25 protein-coding genes are annotated in these 20,873 nt (G+C 71.7%); 15 read left to right on the forward strand and 10 right to left on the reverse strand.

Annotated elements, in window-relative coordinates:
- Positions 1-55 precede the first annotated feature (55 nt).
- The gene (locus tag MKK58_RS18550) at positions 56-1,282 is read right to left on the reverse strand and encodes a glycosyltransferase family 4 protein (RefSeq protein ID WP_243913659.1); all 1,227 of its coding nucleotides are present in this window, start codon (positions 1,280-1,282) and stop codon (positions 56-58) included.
- A gap of 183 nt (positions 1,283-1,465) precedes the next feature.
- Here MKK58_RS18550 and MKK58_RS18555 point away from each other — a divergent pair, with 183 nt between their 5' ends.
- Positions 1,466-2,251: an alpha/beta hydrolase gene (locus MKK58_RS18555; protein WP_243913660.1), complete on the forward strand. Its 786-nt coding sequence runs from the start codon at positions 1,466-1,468 to the stop codon at positions 2,249-2,251.
- On the opposite strand, the gene MKK58_RS18560 is transcribed toward MKK58_RS18555, so the two are convergent.
- On the reverse strand, positions 2,238-2,522 hold the full coding sequence (locus MKK58_RS18560; RefSeq protein ID WP_243913661.1) for a DUF1150 family protein: 285 nt from the start codon (positions 2,520-2,522) through the stop codon (positions 2,238-2,240). The genes MKK58_RS18555 and MKK58_RS18560 overlap by 14 nt on opposite strands.
- An 80-nt stretch (positions 2,523-2,602) precedes the next feature.
- Positions 2,603-3,040 (reverse strand): Hsp20 family protein, encoded by a 438-nt coding sequence (locus MKK58_RS18565; protein ID WP_243913663.1) that lies wholly within the window; start codon positions 3,038-3,040, stop codon positions 2,603-2,605.
- 543 nt (positions 3,041-3,583) lie between these two features.
- Between MKK58_RS18565 and MKK58_RS18570 the strand changes: the two genes are divergently transcribed.
- The 7 genes from MKK58_RS18570 (at position 3,584) to MKK58_RS26875 (ending at position 7,822) form a co-directional block, all read left to right on the forward strand.
- A complete protein-coding gene (locus tag MKK58_RS18570) occupies positions 3,584-4,024 on the forward strand; it encodes a Tat pathway signal protein (protein ID WP_243913885.1) in 441 nt (146 codons plus the stop codon).
- A 98-nt stretch (positions 4,025-4,122) separates the two neighbouring features.
- Complete coding sequence (locus MKK58_RS18575; protein WP_243913665.1) at positions 4,123-4,815, forward strand: MotA/TolQ/ExbB proton channel family protein; 693 nt, start codon at positions 4,123-4,125, stop codon at positions 4,813-4,815.
- Between the two features lie 148 nt (positions 4,816-4,963).
- Positions 4,964-5,452 (forward strand): protein TolR, encoded by a 489-nt coding sequence (gene tolR, locus MKK58_RS18580; RefSeq protein ID WP_243913667.1) that lies wholly within the window; start codon positions 4,964-4,966, stop codon positions 5,450-5,452.
- Between the two features lie 4 nt (positions 5,453-5,456).
- Positions 5,457-6,557: an energy transducer TonB gene (locus MKK58_RS18585; protein WP_243913669.1), complete on the forward strand. Its 1,101-nt coding sequence runs from the start codon at positions 5,457-5,459 to the stop codon at positions 6,555-6,557.
- 20 nt (positions 6,558-6,577) lie between these two features.
- Positions 6,578-7,108 (forward strand): metallophosphoesterase family protein, encoded by a 531-nt coding sequence (locus tag MKK58_RS18590; RefSeq protein ID WP_243913670.1) that lies wholly within the window; start codon positions 6,578-6,580, stop codon positions 7,106-7,108.
- Positions 7,109-7,266: 158 nt separating this feature from the next.
- Positions 7,267-7,578 carry a hypothetical protein gene (locus MKK58_RS18595; protein ID WP_243913671.1) on the forward strand — a complete coding sequence of 104 codons (312 nt, stop codon included), beginning with the start codon at positions 7,267-7,269 and terminating at the stop codon, positions 7,576-7,578.
- Between the two features lie 109 nt (positions 7,579-7,687).
- Positions 7,688-7,822: a hypothetical protein gene (locus tag MKK58_RS26875; RefSeq protein ID WP_279578452.1), complete on the forward strand. Its 135-nt coding sequence runs from the start codon at positions 7,688-7,690 to the stop codon at positions 7,820-7,822.
- Positions 7,823-7,937: 115 nt separating this feature from the next.
- Here MKK58_RS26875 and MKK58_RS18600 read toward each other — a convergent pair whose 3' ends face one another.
- Positions 7,938-8,204, reverse strand: coding sequence for a hypothetical protein (locus MKK58_RS18600; RefSeq protein ID WP_243913672.1), 267 nt, complete (start codon positions 8,202-8,204; stop codon positions 7,938-7,940).
- A 174-nt stretch (positions 8,205-8,378) separates the two neighbouring features.
- On the opposite strand from MKK58_RS18600, the gene flaF reads away from it, so the two are divergent.
- A complete protein-coding gene (gene flaF / locus MKK58_RS18605; RefSeq protein ID WP_243913673.1) occupies positions 8,379-8,738 on the forward strand; it encodes a flagellar biosynthesis regulator FlaF in 360 nt (119 codons plus the stop codon).
- A gap of 82 nt (positions 8,739-8,820) precedes the next feature.
- Here flaF and MKK58_RS18610 read toward each other — a convergent pair whose 3' ends face one another.
- From MKK58_RS18610 to MKK58_RS18635, 6 genes are all read right to left on the reverse strand, one after another.
- Positions 8,821-9,228 carry a flagellar biosynthesis repressor FlbT gene (locus tag MKK58_RS18610; RefSeq protein WP_243913674.1) on the reverse strand — a complete coding sequence of 136 codons (408 nt, stop codon included), beginning with the start codon at positions 9,226-9,228 and terminating at the stop codon, positions 8,821-8,823.
- 216 nt (positions 9,229-9,444) lie between these two features.
- Positions 9,445-9,840 (reverse strand): hypothetical protein, encoded by a 396-nt coding sequence (locus MKK58_RS18615; RefSeq protein ID WP_243913676.1) that lies wholly within the window; start codon positions 9,838-9,840, stop codon positions 9,445-9,447.
- 191 nt (positions 9,841-10,031) lie between these two features.
- Positions 10,032-11,144 carry a molybdenum ABC transporter ATP-binding protein gene (gene modC, locus MKK58_RS18620; RefSeq protein WP_243913678.1) on the reverse strand — a complete coding sequence of 371 codons (1,113 nt, stop codon included), beginning with the start codon at positions 11,142-11,144 and terminating at the stop codon, positions 10,032-10,034.
- Positions 11,145-11,147: 3 nt separating this feature from the next.
- The gene (gene modB / locus MKK58_RS18625; RefSeq protein WP_243913680.1) at positions 11,148-11,846 is read right to left on the reverse strand and encodes a molybdate ABC transporter permease subunit; all 699 of its coding nucleotides are present in this window, start codon (positions 11,844-11,846) and stop codon (positions 11,148-11,150) included.
- Between the two features lie 11 nt (positions 11,847-11,857).
- Complete coding sequence (modA, locus tag MKK58_RS18630; RefSeq protein ID WP_409565270.1) at positions 11,858-12,661, reverse strand: molybdate ABC transporter substrate-binding protein; 804 nt, start codon at positions 12,659-12,661, stop codon at positions 11,858-11,860.
- Positions 12,662-12,722: 61 nt separating this feature from the next.
- Positions 12,723-12,926, reverse strand: coding sequence for a hypothetical protein (locus tag MKK58_RS18635; protein ID WP_243913681.1), 204 nt, complete (start codon positions 12,924-12,926; stop codon positions 12,723-12,725).
- Between the two features lie 158 nt (positions 12,927-13,084).
- On the opposite strand from MKK58_RS18635, the gene MKK58_RS18640 reads away from it, so the two are divergent.
- From MKK58_RS18640 to MKK58_RS18665, 6 genes are all read left to right on the forward strand, one after another.
- Positions 13,085-14,023: a 50S ribosomal protein L11 methyltransferase gene (locus MKK58_RS18640; RefSeq protein WP_243913683.1), complete on the forward strand. Its 939-nt coding sequence runs from the start codon at positions 13,085-13,087 to the stop codon at positions 14,021-14,023.
- Positions 14,024-14,046: 23 nt separating this feature from the next.
- A complete protein-coding gene (locus tag MKK58_RS18645; protein ID WP_243913887.1) occupies positions 14,047-15,873 on the forward strand; it encodes an aminopeptidase P family protein in 1,827 nt (608 codons plus the stop codon).
- A gap of 181 nt (positions 15,874-16,054) precedes the next feature.
- Positions 16,055-18,217: a protein-disulfide reductase DsbD family protein gene (locus MKK58_RS18650; protein WP_243913685.1), complete on the forward strand. Its 2,163-nt coding sequence runs from the start codon at positions 16,055-16,057 to the stop codon at positions 18,215-18,217.
- 3 nt (positions 18,218-18,220) lie between these two features.
- Positions 18,221-18,838 (forward strand): thioredoxin family protein, encoded by a 618-nt coding sequence (locus tag MKK58_RS18655; protein WP_243913687.1) that lies wholly within the window; start codon positions 18,221-18,223, stop codon positions 18,836-18,838.
- A gap of 44 nt (positions 18,839-18,882) precedes the next feature.
- Positions 18,883-20,115, forward strand: a complete 1,233-nt coding sequence (locus tag MKK58_RS18660) for an MFS transporter (RefSeq protein WP_243913689.1) — start codon at positions 18,883-18,885, stop codon at positions 20,113-20,115.
- 172 nt (positions 20,116-20,287) lie between these two features.
- Positions 20,288-20,866 (forward strand): hypothetical protein, encoded by a 579-nt coding sequence (locus MKK58_RS18665; RefSeq protein ID WP_243913691.1) that lies wholly within the window; start codon positions 20,288-20,290, stop codon positions 20,864-20,866.
- Positions 20,867-20,873 lie beyond the last annotated feature (7 nt).

The following is a 20,873-nucleotide window of genomic DNA, read 5'->3' on the forward strand; positions in this document are numbered from 1 at the left end:
CCCAAGTCAACACGGCCGACGGGGTTTGGTTCAAACGCCGCGGGACCTCTCCGGCTCAGGACCGGGGCGCCCGGCTGGCGATGAGCTCGGCGTAGACGGCCAGCGTCTCTCCGACCATGCCCTCGAGGGAGAAATGCGCCTCCACATGCGCGCGCCCGCGCCGGGTCATGGCATCGCGGGCGCTGGCGCCGAGGCTCAGCGCCTCCGCGAGAGCGTCCGCCAGGGCGGCGGCGTCCCCGGGGGGCACGCGCCAGCCGGTCCGCTGGGCGGCCGGCACCTCCGGCGGGGCCAGCACGGTCTCCGGCACGGCGCCGAGATCCGAGACCACGACGGGCGTCCCGAGCGCCTGGGCCTCCACCGCCGAGCGTCCGAAGGCCTCGGGCTCCACCGAGGGCACCGCCACCACGGAGGCCGCCCGGAACGCCGCCGGCATGTCGGTGCAATGCCCGACCCGGTGGACGATGCCGGACAAGCCGCGCGCGGCGATGAGGGCGTCGAGTTCGCGCTCGTAGGCGACGCGGCCCTGCGGATCCCCGGCGAGCACGACGGCGACGTCGGACAGCCCCCGGTCGCGCATCAGCGCCGCCGCCTCGATGAGCACCCGCTGGCCCTTCCATCCGGTAAGCCGCGCGGCCAGCAGCACCACGCGTTCATGGGGCGCCACGCCCCAGGCCCGGCGCAGAGCCTCGACCCGGGCCGGGGGGACCGCGCCGGGGGTGAACAGGGCGAGGTCGGTGCCGCGATGGATCACCCGGACGCGGTCGCCCGCCTGCTCCGCGTGCAGGCTGCGGATCAGGTCAGCCGTATAGTGCGAGTTGGCGATGACCACGTCGCCGCGCGCCATCACGGAATTGTACAGCACCTTGACGCCGGTGCGGCCGGAATAGCTGCCGTGATAGGTGGTGACGAAGGGCACCTTCAGGCGCCGCGCCGCGCCCAGCGCCACCCAGGCGGGGGCCCGGGACCGGGCATGGACGATCTGCACGCCCTCGCGGCGGCACAGGCGCGCGAGGCGCCCGACATTCAGCGCCATGGCGAGCGGGTTCTTCGAGGCCGCCGGGAAGGGCAGCCAGATGCCGCCCTTGGCCTGAAGCTCGCCGACGAGGCGCCCGCCCTCGGTGGCCACCAGTGCCCGCGCCCCGGCGGCGGCCAGGGCGGCGGCGACGTCCACGGTGGTGCGCTCGGCCCCGCCCGCGTCGAGTTCGGGGATGATCTGCAGGATGGTGGTGCCGGAGAGCGGCGCCCGATCGCTCGGGAAGCCGCCGCGAACGTCGCCGTTCACGAGTTCGGCCCCGGAACGACGGGGCGCACGAAGGAATGGTTCGGGCTGCCGTCCCGAGCGTCGCTTTGTCCGTCTGGGTGATCGGTCATGGCCGTGAGCTTGAACGCCGCGCTTTACGGCCGGGTAAACGAAATGCGAAGCCGATGCTTCAAGTTCGATGCAACACGGCGCGAGGGTTAACGAATGGATGCGTCCCCGGGCGAGGCTCCCGAGTTCATCACGGTCGGCGAGGGCCCGCAGGCCCGGCGGATCGCGGTGCGGCGTCGTGCGGGGGATGGGCCGCCCCTGGTCTGGCTCGGGGGCTTCCGCTCCGATATGGGCGCCACCAAGGCGATCGCCCTCGATGATTGGGCGGCGCGCCACGGGCGGGCGCTCGTACGGTTCGACTATACCGGCCACGGCGAATCGGAGGGGGTGTTCGCGCAGGCCACGATCTCGACCTGGCTCGCCGATGCCCGCGCGGTCATCGCCGCCCATGCGCCCGAGCGCCCGATCCTGGTCGGATCTTCGATGGGTGGGTGGATCGCCTGCCTGGTAGCCCGGGCGCTCGCGTGCGATGGGCTGCCGCCGCCCTCCGGCCTCGTGCTCATCGCCCCGGCCCTCGACTTCACCGACGCCCTGATGTGGGCGCGCTTCACGCCGGAGATCCGAGAGACCATCGAGCGCACAGGGGCCTGGATGCGGCCGAGCCAGTACGACCCGAACCCGGTCCCCATCACGCGCGAACTCATCGCGGACGGGCGGACGCACAACCTGCTCGGAGCGCCCCTCGATCCCGGCTGCCCGGTGCATATCCTCCAGGGCATGGACGACCCGGACGTGCCCTACGCGCACGCCCTCAAGGTGGTGGAGCGCCTACCGGCGGCCGGAACGGTCCTCACCCTGATCGCGGATGGGGACCACCGCCTCTCGCGGCCGCAGGATCTGGCGCGGCTGCTCGGGGCGGTGGCGGAGTTTAGTGCAGGCTGACCGTGTGGAGGTCGTTGGCGGCCGCGTTGGCCACGATGGCGTCGCGGGAATCCGCGAGGAGGATCGGGGCGCCGCTGGCGGACAGGAGGGCGAACAGGTCGAGGCCCGGGGTGAGATCGGGGGCCTGGGGAAAGATGCGCTTCACCTCGTCCGAGCTGATCGGCCGCACGTAGGCGATGTGACCCTCGCCGAGGGCCGCGAGATCGGCCACGTTGAACTCCGCCGGGTCGAGATCGGCCTGCGTGATCGGATTGATGCTGAAATCGGTCATGAACTGCCCTCCTTAGTGGCAGAGCGGTACGCCGAAACCTGTTTCCGGCGGTTTCGAAAAGCCCGTGAAAGCCCGGAAATTCAGGCCTCGTCGCGGGACGCGATGGCGATCTTGCGGACGATCCGGTCCGGCTCCGGCCGGGTGAGATCGATGGAGAGCAGGCCGTTCGAGAGGTCGGCGCCCATCACCTCCATGCCGTCCGCGAGCAGGAACGCCCGCTGGAACTGGCGCGCGGCGATGCCGCGATGGAGGAACTGGCGCGACTTGTCGTCGATCTGCCGCCCGCGCACGACGAGTTGGCTCTCCTCCAGCATCACGTCGAGCTGGTCACGGGTGAACCCGGCCACCGCGAGGGTGATGCGGAGGCGCTCGGGCTCGTTTTCCGTGCGCGCGAGCCGCTCGATGTTGTAGGGTGGATACCCGTCGTTGGCGGCCTTCGACACGCGATCGAGGGCCTGTTCGATCTCGTCGAAGCCGAGAAGGAACGGGTGTCCAAACGGAGAGGGCCGAGTCGTCACGAACGCATGTCCTTCCAGCGAAGCCCGAACGAGAGCGAGGCACTTCAGCAAGGCACTGTGGTGATCGGGGCCCGCCTGCGCAGCACCCCTGCCGGAGGCTTCCCACCGGTCATCGCGATATGGAGGCGGGAGCGGACCGCATCAAGGGTTCGCGCCGGCGGGCCCCCGCCGGCGCGAACCCCCTGCCGGACCGGGATTATTCGGCAAGTTCGTTCGGGAGATTTTGTCAGAGGCGAAGCTTAGCCGGACAGGCGCCCGCAGTAACAGTTTGGAATTCCTCTGATATTCGGCACTGACCTTGATCTGCGCAGGCCACCTCGGATATGCCCACCGCGCATGATGCGTCGCGGAAATCGTGGTCCTTCGACCGCGGCCGTCGGCGTTGGTCGAGCCCGAATCGCGGCGGTCGCCCGAGGGCGGCGCGATGACGGTGGCAGCAACGGACGTGGAGTGCACGGCGTGATCGGGGAGCAGCATTTGGCATCGAACGCGATTCAGGCGACCGGAACCCGCGGGGTCCGGTCGGGTCTCGCCGTCGCGGGCCTGGCTGGCTTGGCGGCACTGTGGTCCCTCGCGGCTCTCGGCGGTGCGGCCCGCGCCCAGGACGGCAAGGCCGGGGTACCGGAGGCCAAGGGGCCCGCCATCAAGCTCGAACTCAACCGCCTGGAGCCGGCCGGCGACGCATGCAGGACCTATCTGCTGGTCGACAACAGCCGCGGCCCGGCCCTGAAATCCCTGAAGGTCGACCTCTTCGCCTTCGACACCGAGGGCGTCGCTCAGAAGCGCCTCGCCGTGGAGCTCGGCCCGGTCCAGGACCGCAAGACCATGGTCCGCCTGTTCGACTTCCCCGCCCTCGCCTGTCCGAAGATCGGCCGCGTCCTCCTCAACGACGTCCTCGCCTGTGAGGGGGGCGAGGCCAGCCGCGAGAGCTGCCTCGAGCGCATCGAGCCCGAGAGCAAGACGACGGCCGCCTTCGTACGCTGACCCCTCGCGCGAAGCGCCGGCCCCCGTAGGGCCGGCACCCGCGCCCCACCAGACCCCGACGCCCGCGCCGCGCAACCCGTCAATCGAGAGAGATCGCCATGGATCCGACCTCCGCACCGGCCGAAGTCGCCCACGACTTCTCCTTCCTCGGCCTCTTCCTCCAGGCCGACCCGATCGTGAAGGGCGTGATGATCCTGCTGGTGATCGCCTCGATCGCGTGCTGGACCGTGGTGTTCGAGAAGATCGTGCGCATCTCGGCCGCCAAGCGCCAGGCCAAGGCCTTCGACGCCCTGGTCCGCTCCGGCGGCGCACTCGAATCCTCGGGCGGCGGGATCGACGCCCACATCACCGGGGCGGCGGTCGAGGCCTGGCGCGACCAGGATGCCACCGAGACCCGCGCCGAGCGGCGCGACCGCATCGAGCGCGCCATGCGGGCGGCCCTCACCGGCCGGATCAAGCGCCTGCAGACGGGCCTGCCGCTGCTCGCCACCTCCGGCTCGACGGCCCCCTTTATCGGCCTGTTCGGCACGGTCTGGGGCATCATGAACTCGTTCTCGTCCATCGCGAAGAGCCAGGACACCTCGCTGGCCGTGGTGGCGCCCGGCATCGCCGAGGCCCTGTTCGCCACCGCCATCGGCCTCATCGTCGCGATCCCGGCGGTGATGGCCTACAACAAGCTCATCAACGATGTCGGCCGGGTGCAGTCGAGCTTCGTCTCCTCCATCGGCATCCTGGGCAACCGCCTCGCCCGCGACCGGGCCGTGCACGGACGCGCGGCCGCCGCCGAGTGATGCGCCCGCGGGCCATCGCATCCTCTCATCGACGGGGCTGACGGCCCCAGCCCCGGCGCCCCCTCGTGCGCCGGGCGATTCGACAAGCAACCTGTGCGGCGGGGCGGTCCGAAGCCGCTCGCCCGAGGCCCCGGAGGGCCGTTCCACGATGGCAATGGGTTCGATCCGCGCCGGCGGCGGCGACGACGAGGATGGCCTCGACGCGGCGCCGATGTCCGAGATCAACGTCACCCCTATGGTCGACGTGATGCTCGTGCTGCTCATCATCTTCATGGTGGCCGCGCCCCTGATGACCACGGGCGTGCCGGTGCAGTTGCCGAAGACTACGGCTCAGAAGGTGGCGCAGGCTAAGAAGCCCCTGGAGATCTCCATCGACAAGGACGGCAAGCCCTACCTCGCCAAGGAGGAATTGCTGCCCGACGCCATCCTGCCGCGTCTGCGCGCCCTTGCGGCGCAGGATCCGAACCAGGTGATGCTGGTGCGGGGCGACCGCGAGGTGCCCTACGGCCGGATCATGGAAGTGATGGGGATCGTCGGCCAGGCCGGCTTCACCAAGGTCTCGCTGATCGCCCAGTCGCCCGGCGGCGCACTGCCCGCAGCGCCGGCCGCGGCCCCGGCCGGTGGAACGCCGCGGTAAGCCCATGAACGCCCACCATCCCGTCACCGCCCTGGAGACGACCGCCGACCCGGAGCGCCGCGGCCCCTCGGGCCTCGCCTACGCCTTCCTCGTCGCCCTCGCGCTGCACGTGGCGGCTCTCGTCGGCATGGCGCTGTTCGGCACGACGCCGACGGCGCCCCCCGGCGAGAACGTCGTGACGATCGACCTCGCCCCGCAGATGACGGAAGCGAACACGCAGGCCCCGATGGAGACCGCCCCTTCGGCCCCGGCCCCGCCGGAGGCGAACCCGGTGGAGACGCCGGAGGCCCCGCCGGAGGTCAAGCCGCTGGAGACCACCGAGGTGGCGCCCCCGGAGGCCACGCGTCCGCCGCCGCCGGACGCGACCCCGGTCGCTCCCGAGGCCACAACCATGGCCGAGCCCCCCGAGGCGCCGGTGACGCCGCCGATGGAGGCCGTGACGGAGCCGCCACCGGAGGATCAGGTCATCACCTCGACCGCGCCGGAGGCGCTCCCCCTGGCGCCGCCCCCGCCCACCGTGGCGGAGGCCCCCAAGCCCGTGGAGGTGGAGAAGCCGAAGCCCGACATGGCCAAGATCCTCGAGGCCAAGCGCGAGGCCAAGCGCAAGGCCGACCGCGAAGCTCGCCTGAAGGCCGAGCAGGAGGAGCGCCGCGAAGCCATCGCCGAGGCACGGCGCGAGGCCGCCAAGGACGCCAAGGCGAAGGCCGCCAAGGAGGCCGCTCGCCGCGCGGCGGCGGCCGCTACCGAGGGACGCGCTCGCCAGAACTCCGCCTCCGCCTCCCGCCAGAGCAGCGCGGGCGCGGCGGCCGCCGGCAACGACCCGAACGCCCTGCGGGCCTGGCAGGGCATGCTCAGCTCCGCCATCCGGGGCCGCATGAACGCCAACGCGGCAGCGGGCACCAGCGGCGGCGTCGCGGTGGTGCGCTTCACCGTCTCCCGCTCCGGGCAAGTCATGAGCGCGGGCCTGGCCAGCAGCAGCGGGATCGGCGCCATCGACAGCGCGGCGCTCGCCACCGTGCGCGGTTCGCTGCCCGCCGCCCCGGCCGGTGTGAACGTCAATAGCCTCGCCGTCACCGTCCCGCTGCGCTTCAGCCCCGGCCGCTGAGCGCGGGCGGGGGACCCGCGATGGCGGTGTGGTTCACCAGCGACACGCATTTCGGCGATCCGCGCATCCTGCGGATCGACAAGCGGCCCTATCCCGACCTCGCCGCGCACGACGCCGCGCTGATCGCCGCCTGGACGGCCGTGGTGGCGCCGGACGACGAGGTCTGGCACCTCGGCGACTTCGCCCTCGGTCCTCCGGAGGCGCGCGTCGCGGAGATCCTGGCGGCCCTGCCGGGCGTGAAACACCTCATCGTCGGCAACAACGACAGGCCCGGCACGCTGCGGGCACCGGGCTGGGCCTCCGTGGCACATTACGCCGAGATCACCGTCGACGCACGGCGCCTCGTGCTCTGCCACTACGCGTTCAGAACGTGGAACGGGATCGGGCGCGGCGCCCTCAACCTGCACGGCCATTCGCACAACCGGCTGACGCCGATTCCCCGGCAATACGATGTCGGGGTCGATGCGCAGGGCGCCGCGCCGGTCAGTCTGGAGACGATCCTGGCGTCAAGGCGGCGGAGGCGGGCAGCGCACAAAAAAGTGGAACCTTAGCGGCGGGTCTGCCGTTTCCAGAACCTGAACGCAAGCTGGCCGGCTCGGGTCCGCCACAGACGCGGACCAAACCGATCTAAGCTTGCGGACACTGCAGAATGCTTAGCGAATTCTATCTGCGGTCTGGCCACTCAGGTGTCCACAACTCAGGTGTTCCCATGCGTCACGTTCTTCGCCTCGCTGTTTCCGCCGGCCTCGCCCTGACCGTCGCGGCCCCGGCTCTCGCCGCCCCGGCCTGCCTCGATGCCCAGCGCAAGATCGATGAGGCCAACGCGCTGCGCTATCAGTTCCGCCAGGAAGCGCGCCTCGGCAACCACGATCGTGCCTGCGACACCCTCGACGAGATCGGCGACCGCTACGCCGATGCCCGCGACGCGTTCGAGGATTGCGGGGCCGGCGTCGTCGCCATCGACCTGCGCAGCGAGTCCCGGGCCCTCCGGACCGCCAAGTCCGTCAATCGCTGCGACTGAACGGGTGCGTGCGGCCCCGCACGCCCTCCCGTCCGGGTCCGTTCCACCCTCATCTCACACCCGGCCGATGATTCGCCGGCGCCGAAATCAGCTCCCAAGGTCAGCTCCGATGAACACCACCCTCGCCGCCCCTGCCCTCGACCGCAGCGTCGCCACCGGCCCCTCCTTCGCGGCGGCCCTGTGCGGCTTCCTCAGCACCACCGTGGCGACCACGATGGTGATGTTCCTGATCAGCAGCGTCTGAGGCGGCAGCGCCTCCCGAAGCAGATTTCGCAAAGTGGCGGCCGGTTTTGCGACGAAAATCTGCGACACACCAAGGCCCTGAGCACCCTCGCGTTGGCACGCCACCGCGAGGGTGCTCAGGGAGCGACGAACCAGAATCGGCGCTTCGAGAACAGCATGTCCGGCTGCCCGACGCTCGCCACCGGCTGGCAATGGGAGTCCGGGCGAGATGCCGCCTCGGATCGTGGAGCCGCATCGGCGGTCTTGGCCGCCGGCAGCATCAGTGCGGTGGAGACCGGAAACAATCCGAGCCGGGCCTGGATGGCCGGCTGGCGCACGGCCGAGATCGTGACGATCCCCGCCAGCAGACCGCCCGCGATGGTGCCGAGAACGAAGTTCATCATGGTGGTGGAATCCGGCGTGTCCCGCAGAATCGGCGGGATCGCGCGCCTTCCCTCGTCGCATTTCTCGGCATGATTACGGCACGGCAGCGTCTTACGATGCGTTAACAATGAAATGGCTAAGGTCCCCTCGCCGGCCCGATTCGGGCCTCTCGTGTCCCAGGGGAATGACCAGCGATGTCGTACGGAGCCAGCGCCTATGCCCGCGTCGCACAGACCGCGCTGTCGCCGCGCGAAGCGGAAGCCGCGGTGCTGATCAAGGCTGCGGGCCGCCTCCAGGCGATCCAGTCCGACTGGGCCAACCAGGCCCCGGCGCTCAACGAGGCTCTGAACTTCAACCAGAAGGTCTGGACGATCATCGCCGGCGGCGCGACCGCCCCCGACAGCCCGCTGCCCGTCGAGATCAAGACCAGCATCGCCGAACTCTCCACCTTCGTCTTCAAGCGGATGATCGACACGCTGATCGAGCCGAGCGCCGAGAAGCTCACAGCCCTCATCAGCATCAACCAGAACATCGCCGCCGGCCTGCGCCAGTAGGCCGGTCCGTTCCGGCGCTTCGACCCCATCCCCCCGAGGAAAGCCCGCCGCTCTCACGCGTGGCGGGCTTTTCCTTGTCCGCTCAGGCCCCTGAATCCGCGGATGCGGTCAGCCGCTCGCTCAGGCTCTGCTCGTACTGGATGAGGTCCCGGCAGCGCTTGAGCGCGCGGTAGCGCTCTCCGTCCGCGAGCAGGTCGTGAATGTCGCGCAGGTAGGGTGCCATGCTGGGCGCGGCTGCCATCAAGGCGTTGGCCTGCCGCACGAACAGATCCTCCGCCTCCACGGTCGGTCCCGCGAGGTAGAGCACCGTCAGGGTCAGGAAGAGCCGCTTGCAGGCCGTGTCGGCCTCGCTCTCCAGGATGATGTCGCTGCCGCGCAGGAAGTTTGTCATCGTCTCGATGACGAAGCTCGACCGGCGCGGCCCGTTGCGGATGGCCGCCCCTCCGATGAGCAGGCGTTCCCCCGGCTTGAGTTCGATCTTCAGGGGCATGGCGGGTCTCGGAACGCGGCACCCCGGTCATCGCTCAACAGGGTTAACGGATCGTGAATCGACCTCGGGCGTGAGCAGCTAAAGCCTTGATTCCATTCGCGCTACAGCGGGATAAGGCAGCGTTGCGGCCATGCCACGGAGCTCCCGTTCACGGGACGGCGGGGCTGGCCGCCGCCTCCGGCCGGTGACCAGCGGAATTCGAGGCCGCCCCGCGCGTCAGGCGGTGCGGTCGAGGGGACGGGCCGCCGGCCGGGCGCGGGCCTCGGCGGCTTCCGCGTAGGCGCGGGCCTTGAGCACGACCGGATCGGGCAGTTGCACCACGACGTCGCCAGAACCCGGATCGACCTCCTGGTAGACCACCGCCTTGGTGTCGCGATCGATCCGGATGCGGGGTTCGGGCGCGGCGGCGGAGATGCGGGGCTCATCGGCAAGCTCGGGCTTCCGCTCGGTTCCGGCACGGGGGTCGCCCGCCCGCTCACGATCCCGGATATCGACCTGCACGGCCGGCGCCAGGGGTGCGGGTGCCGAGACGGGCTGTACCGGCGAGATGGGCGCGGGCGTCGCACCGATGGTGCGGACGGGCGGCGCTGCGCCCAGGCTGGGGATGTACATCGCACGCTCGCGTGGTCGATCGTTGCATTTGAAACCAGACAAGGCGCGGGGCGTGAATCGGATCTTAAGGTTTGGGGCGTTCGACCCTCATTCCTCGGGACGTTCCGAACGGATCGCCAAGGCGATGGGTCGCTTTTTAACGATTGCCCTGCGCCGAATCCTTCGCCCATGGCGGAGGCCGGCGACGGGCCTCAGATGTCGACGGCCGGCGCGCCGCGTCCGACCCCGTGAGGATCGAAGGCCACACTCTTGATCACAGCGAAGACCGGCGTTCCCGGTGCGAGGCCCAGGTCCTGGATCGCGGCGCGGGTCAGGCGGGCGGCGAGCACCGCGCCGTTGCAGTCGACCTCCACCAGGATCGTGCCCTCGGCGAGGGGGGCGAGGCCGCGCACCCGGCCGGCGAGGCGGTTGCGGGCGCTCAGGCCCAAGGGTGCTTCGAGGGCGAGGAGTACGTCCCGGGCCGGCACGTGCACCCGCACGGCGGTGCCCGGCGCCAGCGCGATGCAGGGCACCAGGAGTTGCCCGGCGCGGCCGGAAAGCCGGGTCAGGTCCGCGGACGGGCTTTCGGCCTCCACCACCATATCGAGGAGCGCGCCGGCCTCCGCCGCGTGGAAGGCCCCGAGATCGCCCCGGCGCAGGATCGCCTCGGCGGGCCCGGCGGCGGCGACCCGGCCCTCCTCCAGCACCACGATGGTGTCGGCCAGGCGCGCCACCTCGGAGACCGCGTGGCTCACATACACGATGGGGATGCCGGCCGCGTCGCGCAGGCGCTCGATCAGCGGCAGGATCTCGGCCTTGCGCTCGGCATCGAGGGCGGCGAGGGGCTCGTCCATGAGGAGCAGGCGCGGTCGCGACAGCAGCGCCCGGCCGATCGCCACGCGCTGGCCCTCGCCGCCCGAGAGGCCGGCGGGGCGCCGGTCGAGGAGGTGGCCGATGCCCAGGAGCGCGATCACCGCCTCCGGCTCCAGGCCGGCGGCATCCCCGCGTCCCCGGGCGAACCAGCGGCCGTAGGCGAGGTTCTGCCGCACCGAGAGGTGGGGCATCAGCCGGGCCTCCTGAAACACCGTGCCGATGCGTCGGCGATGGGCAGGCACATGCAGGCCGCGCTCCGTGTCGAGCAGGGTCTCGTCGCCGAGGGCGATCCGCCCCCGGTCCGGCCGCGTGAGCCCCGCCATGCAGGCGATGACCGTGGACTTGCCCGAGCCCGAACGCCCGAACAGGGCGGTGAGCCCGCCGGGAGCGGCGAAGCGCACGTCGAGGCGGAAGGCGCCGCGCGCCAGGGCAAGGTCGACGGTGATCGCCATGCCTCAGCCCGCGCCGAGCCGGCGCCCGAGGCGCCGGGCGAGGAGTTCCGAGACGAGCAACGCGGCCATCGAGAGTGCCACCGAGACCAGGGTGAGGCGCAGGGCCCCCGCCTCGCCGCCGGGCACCTGGGTCAGGGTGTAGATCGCGGAGGGCAGGGTCTGGGTCTCGCCGGGGATGTTCGACACGAAGGTGATGGTCGCGCCGAACTCGCCCATCGCCTTGGCGAAGGCCAGGACGGCGCCCGCGAGCACACCCGGCAACGCCAGCGGCAGGGTCACGGTGAGAAAGACGGCGAGCGGACCGGCGCCCAGCGTGGCGGCGGCCTGCTCCAGGCGGGCATCCACAGCCTCCAGGGAGAGGCGCATCGCCCGTACCATCAGGGGGAAGCCCATCACCGCGCAGGCCAGCGCCGCCCCAGTCCAGCGGAACGACAACACGATGCCGAGTTCGGCCAGTGCCGCCCCGAAGGTCCCGCGCCGGCCGAAGGCGAGGAGCAGAAGGTAGCCCGTCACCACCGGCGGCAGGATGAGCGGCAGGTGGACGAGCCCGTCGAGGAGCGAGCGGCCGGGAAAGCGCTTCCGCGCCAGGAGCCAGGCGACGGCGAGACCCGGGACGAGGCTCGCCAGCGTCGCCACACCGGCCACGCGCAGGCTGAGGACGATGGCGGTCCACTCCTCCGGGGTCAGGCCGAGGGGGCTCACGGTCGCGAAGGTCAGGTCCGGTTCTCGGCACCGATCACCGTGAAGCCCTGGCGCTCGAAGAACACCCGGGCGGTGGGGCTGCGCAGATAGGCCAGCAGCGCCGCCGCGTCGGGGTTGGTCGAATCCCGGGTCAGCGCCACGGGGTAGATCACCGGCGGATGGCTGTCGGACGGGAAAGTGGCGAGCACGCGGACGCTCGGGTCGGAGACCGCGTCGGTGGCGTAGACGATGCCCAGCGGCACCTCGCCCCGCGCCACCAGGAGGAGCGCGGCACGCACGTTCTCGGCCTGCGCGACACGGCCCTTAACACCCTCCCAGGCGCCGAGATGCTCGAGGGCCGCCTTGCCGTACTTGCCGGCCGGCACCGCCTCGACGTTGCCCATGGCGATGCGCCCGTCGCCCAGGACCTTGGAGAGGTCGAGGCCGGGCTTGAGATCCACGGCCAGGGATGAATCCTTGGGGGCGATCAGCACGAGAGCGTTGCGCAGGAGGTTCGAGCGGGTGCCCGGCTTGAGGCCGTCCTTGCCCGCCATGTAATCCATCCAGGCGAGGTCGGCGGAGACGAACAGGTCGGCCGGCGCCCCGGCCTCGATCTGCTTGGCCAGCGCACTGGAGGCCGCGTAGGAGATCCGGGCGGTCTTGCCCGTCTCCTTCGTCCAGGCGGCGCTCGCCTCGTCGAGGGCGTTCTTCAGGCTCGCGGCCGCAAACACCACCACGGGCGATTCGGCCTGCGCAGGGGCGATGCCACGGGCGAGCCCGAGGCCGCAAACCACGCCCAGGACCGCGCCGAGCAACATCCGTCTCGTCTGATTCATCGCCCTGCTCTTACATTTTCTGCCGGAGCGCCCGCCATAGCACGGATCGGCGCCGATGCGATCAGGCGCCGCGCTCCTCCTCGTCCAGAGGTGGGCGCTCGGAGCGGTGCAGGCGGCTGAGGAGGACGAGCATCGGTCCCGGCATCGGTCCCGTCAGCGTCTCGGCATCGGAAAACACCCCGCGCTCGCGCGCGAGGCGCCGGCGGGCCTTGGACTTCCCTGCGAGGACGACCGGCGTTCGACCGCCGGTTCTTCTGATTTTCATACGCACAACGCACGCTCCGACATCGAAATGAGGCTGGAGAAGCGACAACAAACGCGGATCCCGCGGCTCGGTTCCGGGCAAGCTTGAGCGCAGCGTGGCGGCGGGACGTCGCGGATGCGTGGTGGCGGCAGGGTCGCGCGAATGGTAGAGCCCCGACCATGCTCGAAGGCCTGCCTCCCCACCGCCCGACCCACGTGCTGCGCCTCCTCACCGACGAGGGCTCGGCGCGGGCGATGACCGACCTCCTCGGCGAGATGTTCGACCCGACCCAGACGGCGGTGGCCGCCTTCGAGGCGGAGGACGGCCGGACCTGGCGGCTCGAGGCCTACTTCGCGGACGCGCCCGACGAGGACATGATCCGTGACCTGATCCGCCCCGTGGTCGGTGCGCAGGCGGACGTCGCCACCTTCGAGACCATCGACCAGCAGGATTGGGTGCGTGCCTCGCTGGAGGGCCTGAAGCCCGTGCGGGCCGGCCGCTTCCTCGTCCACGGCAGCCACGACCGCGACACGGTCCGGGCCAACGACCTCGCCATCGAGATCGAGGCCGCGCTCGCCTTCGGCACCGGCCATCACGGCACCACGCTCGGCTGCCTCAAGGCCTTCGCGAACATCCTCAAGCAGGGGCGTCCGGCCCACGTGCTCGACGTCGGCACCGGCACCGGCATCCTGGCCTTCGCGGCGGCCAAATACCTGCACACGCCGGTCATCGCCGGCGACCTCGACCCGGAAGCGGTGACCACCGCCATCGGCAATGCCCGCCTCAACGGCCTCGGTCCGGTGCTCCGGCTCTACCAGGGGCCGGGCGTGCGCCACCCCCGCGCCGACCGGCCGCGCCGCTTCGACGTGGTCTTCGCCAACATCCTGGCGCGGCCCCTGAAGGGGCTGGCCCCGTCGCTCACGGCGGTGGTCGCCGACCACGGCGTGCTGATCCTGTCCGGCCTCATCGAGCGCGACGTGCCGGGCGTGCTCTCCACCTACCGGCATCGCGGCTTCCACCTCGCCCGGCACGGGCTGATCGAGGGCTGGGCGACGCTGGTGCTGAAGCGCGGCGGCGCGGCACCGCGCCCGCGCCGGACGCGGTTGCGGCCCTTCTGAGCCCGGCGTAACGCTTGAGCGCCATGACCCGCGCCCGCTTCCAGACCTTCGACGATCCGAGCCACCGCCAGGGGGCCGCCCGCATCCGGGCCCTGCGCGAGGCCCTGCGCGCTGCCGGCCTCGACGGCTTCGTGGTGCCCCGCGCCGACGAGCACCAGTCCGAGTACGTGCCGCCCCAGGCCGAGCGCCTCGCCTGGCTCACCGGCTTCACCGGCTCGGCCGGCACCGCCGTGATCCTGGCCGAGGAGGCCGCCCTCGTCGTCGACGGGCGCTACACCCTCCAGGCACCGGACCAGGTCGACACCACCATCATCACCCCGGTGCCGCTCGCCGAGACCAGCGTGGCGGCCTGGATCGGCGCCCACATCAAGCCCGGGCAGGTCCTGGCCTACGATCCCTGGCTGCACACCCCCGACAGCGTGGCACGCCTGGAGCGCGCGGTGGCCAAGGCCGGCGCGCGCCTGCAGGCGGTGGAGGCGAACCCCGTCGACGCGGTCTGGACCGACCGGCCTGAGCCGCCGGCGGGGGCCGTCGTCGCCCATCCGCCGGACCTGGCCGGCGAGTCCGCCGGGGACAAGCTCGCCCGCATCCGCGCGGCCCTGGCGGAGGCGGACGATGCCGCTCTGGTGATCTCCGATCCGCACAACCTCGCCTGGGCCTTCAACCTGCGCGGCGGCGACGTGGCCCATACGCCCCTGGCGCTGGGCTACGCGCTGGTGCCGCGCACGGGCCGCGCCGCCCTCTACCTGACCTCGCCGAACCTGAGCTCGGACCTGCGCGCCGCCCTGGCGCCCCTGGCCGACCTGCATCCGCGCGCCGCCTTCGCGGACGGCCTTGCGGCCAAGGCGGCAAATGCCGCGCGCCTGCGCCTCGATGCGGCCACCGCCGCCTTCGCCCTCAAGCAACGCGTCGAGGCGGCCGGCGGCGTCGCCGACCTCGGACCCGATCCGATCACCGCCATGAAGGCGGTCAAGAACCCGGCCGAGATCGCCGGCACCCGCGCCGCCCATCTTCGCGATGGGGTCGCGGTGACCCGCTTCCTCGCCTGGCTCGATGCCCAGGGCGAGACGCTGACCGAGATCGCCGCCGTGGAGGCCCTGGAGGATTTCCGCGCCGAGGGCGGCCTGCTGCGCGACGTCTCGTTCCCGACGATCTCGGGCAGCGGGGCCAACGGCGCCATCGTCCACTACCGGGTCAGCCGGGAGACCGACCGACGCATCCTTCCCGGCGAGCTGTTCCTGGTGGATTCGGGAGCGCAATACGCCGACGGCACCACCGACATCACCCGCACGGTGGCGATCGGCACGCCCTCCGTGGCGATGCGCGACCATTTCACCCGCGTGCTCCGGGGCCATATCGGCATCGCCCGGGCGGTGTTTCCGAAGGGGACCACGGGCGCACAGATCGATGCCTTCGCCCGCCTGCCGCTCTGGGAAGCCGGGCTCGACTTCGACCACGGCACCGGCCACGGCGTCGGGTCCTTCCTGTCGGTGCACGAGGGGCCGCAGCGCATCGCCAAGACCGGAACGGTGGCGCTGGAACCCGGCATGATCCTCTCGAACGAGCCGGGTTACTACAAGCCCGGCGCCTACGGCATCCGCCTGGAGAACCTCGTCCTCGTCGAGCCCCGCGAAGTGCCCGGTGGCGAGCGCCCGATACTCGGCTTCGAGACCCTGACCCTCGCCCCCTTCGACCGCCGCCTGATCCGCCCCGACCTCCTGAGCCCGGAGGAGATGGCCTGGATCGACGCCTACCATGCCCGCGTGCGGGAGGCCCTGGGGCCGCATCTCGACGCGGCGACGCGCGCCTGGCTCGAAGAGGCGACCCGGCCGATGGTGGCGGCAGTCTGACCCGGCCCGGGCGGAGCGCCGGGCGTCTTTCGCGACGATCCTGAGGCTCCCGGAGAACCGCAAAGGCGGGGACGCGAGATCGCGCGGCCAAGGTCTCACCGCCAAGATCTCGCGGCTTCGAGATTTTGCGCTCCCGCGGAACGGACGTAACCTGCGCGCTTCCAGCACCGAACGGGACTCGATGATCCGGCTACTCGCCCTGGCGCTCGCGCTCTTCGGCCTCTCTCTCCCCGCCGCCTCCGCGCAGGGCTTCAAGGTGCCGGCGGACCTCGTGAAGGCGAGCCTCGTCGGAGAGCCCTCCGCGATCCGGCCCGGCGAGCCCTTCACGGTCGCCATCCGCATGGTGATGCGGCCGCACTGGCACGTCTACTGGCGCAATCCCGGCGATTCCGGCCTCGCCCCGGAGGTCGCCTGGACGCTGCCGGCCGGATTCTCGGCCGGGGCGATCCAGTGGCCGGTCCCGAGCCGCATCCCGGTCTCCCACCTGATGAATTTCGGCTACGAGGGCGAGGTCGTCCTGCTCACGCAGGTGGCTCCGCCGGCCACGCTGGCGCCGTCCAAGCCGGTGACGCTCCAGGCCAAGCTGACCTACCTCGTCTGCGAGCGCGAATGCGTGCCGGGCTCGGCCGAGTTGCGCCTGACGCTGCCGGTGGCGCAGGGCGGCACCAGCACGGGGGTCGCGCCCGGATCGATGATGCTGTTCGAGGCCGCCCGCGCGGCCCTGCCGGTGCCCGCCCCCTGGCCGGTGCGCTACGGCGCCGAGAACGGGCGCCTGCAGGTGCACCTCGCCACGCCGCCCGGGCTCGCGGCCTCCTCCGTCGCCTACTTCCCCTATGCGGAGACCGCCATCGAGAACGCAGCGGCCCAGGAGGCGCGCAGCGACGCGGACGGGCTGCACATCGACCTCGCCCGCGGCGACACCACCGAGGCGGCGCCCGCGACCCTGCCGGGGGTGCTCACCTTCGACGAGGCGACACCGGACGGACCCGTGCGCCGCGCCTACGCCGTCGGCGAGGCGCCGGGCGCGGCCGGCACCGCCACCGCCTCCGCCGCCCCGTCGGCCCCGGTACCGGTTCAGGCCCCGGACGAGAGCCTGACCCTTTGGAGCGCGGCCGGCCTCGCCTTCCTGGGCGGCCTCCTCCTCAACCTGATGCCCTGCGTCTTCCCGGTCCTGTCGATCAAGGTGCTCAGCCTCGTGACGCATTCGGGCGAGCCGGCAGGGCGCGTCCGGCTGCACGGGCTCGCCTACACGGCCGGCGTGCTCGCGTCCTTCCTGGCGCTTGCAGGCCTGCTCATCGCCCTGAAGGGGGCGGGCGCCGGCATCGGCTGGGGCTTCCAGCTGCAATCGCCCCTGGTGGTGGCGGGCCTCGCCTACCTCCTGTTCGCCATGGGTCTCAGCCTGTCGGGCGTCGTGCATCTCGGTGCCGGCATCGCGGGCCTCGGCGATGGCCTGACCCGGCGGGCGGGCCTTGAGGGCTCGTTCTTCACCGGGGTGCTCGCCACCGTGGTGGCCACCCCCTGCACCGCCCCCTTCATGGGCTCTGCGGTGGGCTTCGCCCTGACGCAGGAAGCCGGCGTGGGTCTCGCCGTCTTCGCGAGCCTCGGCCTCGGCCTTGCGCTGCCCTTCCTGGCGCTGACGATCTGGCCGGCGGCCCTGCGGCGCCTGCCCCGCCCCGGCGCCTGGATGGACACCCTGAAGGGGGCGCTGGCCTTCCCGATCTACGCCACCGTGGCCTGGCTGGTCTGGGTGCTGTCGCAGCAGGTCGGCTCGGCCGGGCTGCTCGCCGCCCTGGTGGGCCTCGTGCTGGTCGGCCTCGCCGCCTGGGCCTGGGAACGCGGGCACGGGGCCGGCCCGGCCGGCACCTGGATCGCGCGCGTCACCGCCGCGGCGGCCCTCGCCGCCCTGGCGATCCTCACCCTCGGCCTCGACCGGGACCGGGCCGGTGCCGAGACCGCGCAGGCGGATGCCGGCGCCTTCACCCAGGCGCGCCTCGACGGGCTCCTGGCGCAGGGCAAGCCGGTCTTCGTGAACATGACCGCGGCCTGGTGCATCACCTGCCAGGTCAACGAGCGCGCGGCCCTGCGCTCCGAAGCGGTGCAGGCCGGCCTGAAGGCCCGGGGCATCACCTATCTCAAGGGCGACTGGACCAACCAGAACCCCGAGATCACCCGCCTGCTGGAGCGCCATGGCCGCAGCGGCGTGCCGCTCTATCTCCTCTATGCCGGCTCCGGCGAGCCCGCGGTCCTGCCGCAGATCCTCACCCCCGGCCTCGTGCTGGAGGCCCTGCAGGCGGTGCCCCTGGCGGCCACGGACCGGAGCGCCGCCCTGACACCGGAGCGATAGCAGATGCCCCAGACCCGCCGCTTCCTCCTCGCCGCGAGCCTCGCGGCGATTATGACGGGCCCAGCCCTGGCCGCCGGCCCGCAGGTGGGCAAGCCCGCGCCCGCCTTCAGCGCCCAGGATTCCGACGGCCGGACGGTCCGGCTCTCGGACTATGCCGGCAAGACAGTCGTCCTCGAATGGACCAACCACGACTGCCCCTTCGTGACGAAGCATTACGGCGCCCACGCCATGCAGGCGCTCCAAAAGAAGTGGACCGGCCAGGGCGTGGTCTGGCTCAGCGTCATCTCCTCGGCGCCGGGCGAGCAGGGCGCCGTCGACGGGGCGCAGGCCAACCGCCTGACGAAGACCCGAGAGGCCGCGCCCAGCGCCGTGCTCCTCGATCCCACCGGGACCATCGGCCGGGCCTACGACGCGAAGACGACCCCGCACATGTTCATCATCACCCCGGACGGCACCCTCGCCTACCAGGGCGGCATCGACGACAAGCCCTCGGCCGATCCCGCCGACCTCAAGACGGCCCGGAACCACGTCGAGGCGGCCCTGACCGAACTCGCCGCCGGCAAGCCCGTCACGGTGCGGACGGCCAAGCCCTATGGCTGCACGGTCAAGTACGCCTCGTAATCCTTGCGCTTGACGCGGAAACCGCCCTGCCCCAGCACGGCGCGATGAGCATCGATGCCGCGCCGCGCTGGACCGTCTTCCGCAACGGGGACTTCCGCCTCTTCGGATCGGCCCGCTTCCTCACCGGCCTCGCCTTCCAGATGCAGGCGGTGGCGGTGGGGTGGTTCGTCTACGACATCACCCGCTCGGCCCTCGCCCTCGGCCTCGTGGGCCTGGCGAGCTTCCTGCCCGCCATGCTCTCGGCCCTGGTGACGGGCCACGTCGCCGACACCTACGACCGGCGCCTCGTCGCCGCCCTGGCCTACGCGACCCTGGCGCTGGCCGATCTCGGCCTGCTGCTGGCCGCCTACCTCGGCACCACGACCCTGTGGCCGATCTATCTGCTCGTGGTCGTCATCGGCACGGGCCGTGCCTTCGCCAACCCGGCCCTGCAGGCCCTGCTGCCGACCCTGGTGCCCCGTCCCCTGTTCGGCTCTGCCATCGCGTGGAACGCCTCGCTCTGGCAGAGCGCCTCGATCCTCGGACCGGCCACCGGCGGCTTCCTCTACGCCCTCGGGCCGGCGGTGGTCTTCGGCGCGGCCGCCGCGAGCTTCGCGCTCGCCAGCGCCCTCATCCTGGCGATCCGGTTCCGCCCCGCCCCCGTCACCGAGCGCCCGCCCGTGACCTGGGAGACCCTCTCGGCCGGCCTGACCTACATCCGCACGCATCCCGTGGTGCTCGGCGCCATCAGCCTCGACCTCGTGGCGGTGCTGCTCGGCGGCGCCACCGCGCTCCTGCCGATCTTCGCGGCCGAGGTGCTGCATGTCGGCCCCCTCGGCCTCGGCGTCCTGCGCAGCATGCCGGCGGCCGGGGCGGTGCTCACCGCGATCGCGCTGGCCTACTGGCCGCTGGAGCGGCATGCGGGCCTGCGCATGCTCCAGGCCGTGGGTCTCTTCGGCCTCGCCACGGTGGGCTTCGGCCTCTCGACCTCCCTGCCCCTCTCCATGGCCTGCCTGTTCGTGACGGGGGCGGCCGACATGATCAGCGTCTTCGTGCGCCAGACCTTCGTCCAGGGCGAGACGCCGGATGCGATGCGCGGCCGGGTCTCGGCGGTGAACTCGGTCTTCATCGGCGCCTCGAACGAACTCGGCGAGTTCGAATCCGGCACCCTGGCCGCCCTGATCGGCGCCGTCCCAGCCGTGGTGGCGGGCGGCCTCGCCACCCTGCTTGTCGCGGCCCTGTGGGGCCGGGTGTTTCCCGCGCTGCGGGCACGGGACCGGCTCGTTCCGGCGGAGTGAGGCGCGGGATTATCCCTTTCGCGGCACGTTCGTGGTGCGTGAGGGATAAAACGTGCCGCAGCAAGCACCTGGTCCCAGCCTCAGCGTCCGGCGCCTTGTGGTCCCGCATGGCCAAGCTTTTGTGCATGATAGCCGCCTGCACGCAAAGGTAGAAATACGGCGGGAGGATGCCATGGCCGACATCAAGGTGGTTGCGGGGAACTGCGGCAAGGGCAGGGGGACGTATCAGGCCGGGGTTCTGACCAGCCCGGACGGTGTCGAGCGCTCCGTCGAGAGCATTCTGACCGTGGAAGCTCACGGAGACGTCGCGGGCGCCCGGAACTGGGGCGGGCAAGTGCTCGAAGGCCTGAAGGGAAGCCTCGCCCTTGCCTCGAACATCGACCTGAGTGGGACGGCGCTCCTCGCCGCGACCGCCCTGACCTCAATCTCCGCCGACGAGTCCCAACCTCAGACCCTGCTGGAAATCACGTTTCAGGATGGAGACCTGCTGATCGCCCTCGCCGACCCGCGGCTTCCGGCACTGATCAGCAACGACCGAGAAGTGCTGCGACGGGGGTTCGCCCGAGCCGCACAACGCGTGTCGCAGCCGGTCGACGGGCCGGGACACGCGGATTCGTCCCTGGTGACGACGGCGAGCGAAGCGGCCCAGGCGGCCGTCGGCGCGGTTCAGGCCGTGACCGGAGCCGCCGGCGCGTCACTGAGTTCGGCCTTCGGCTTCGTTCGCCGAACCACGGGCTACGAGCGCGGCTGAGGCTGCC

The sequence above is a fragment of the Methylobacterium sp. J-078 genome (assembly GCF_022829285.1).
In the GTDB taxonomy this organism is placed as follows: Bacteria; Pseudomonadota; Alphaproteobacteria; order Rhizobiales; family Beijerinckiaceae; genus Methylobacterium.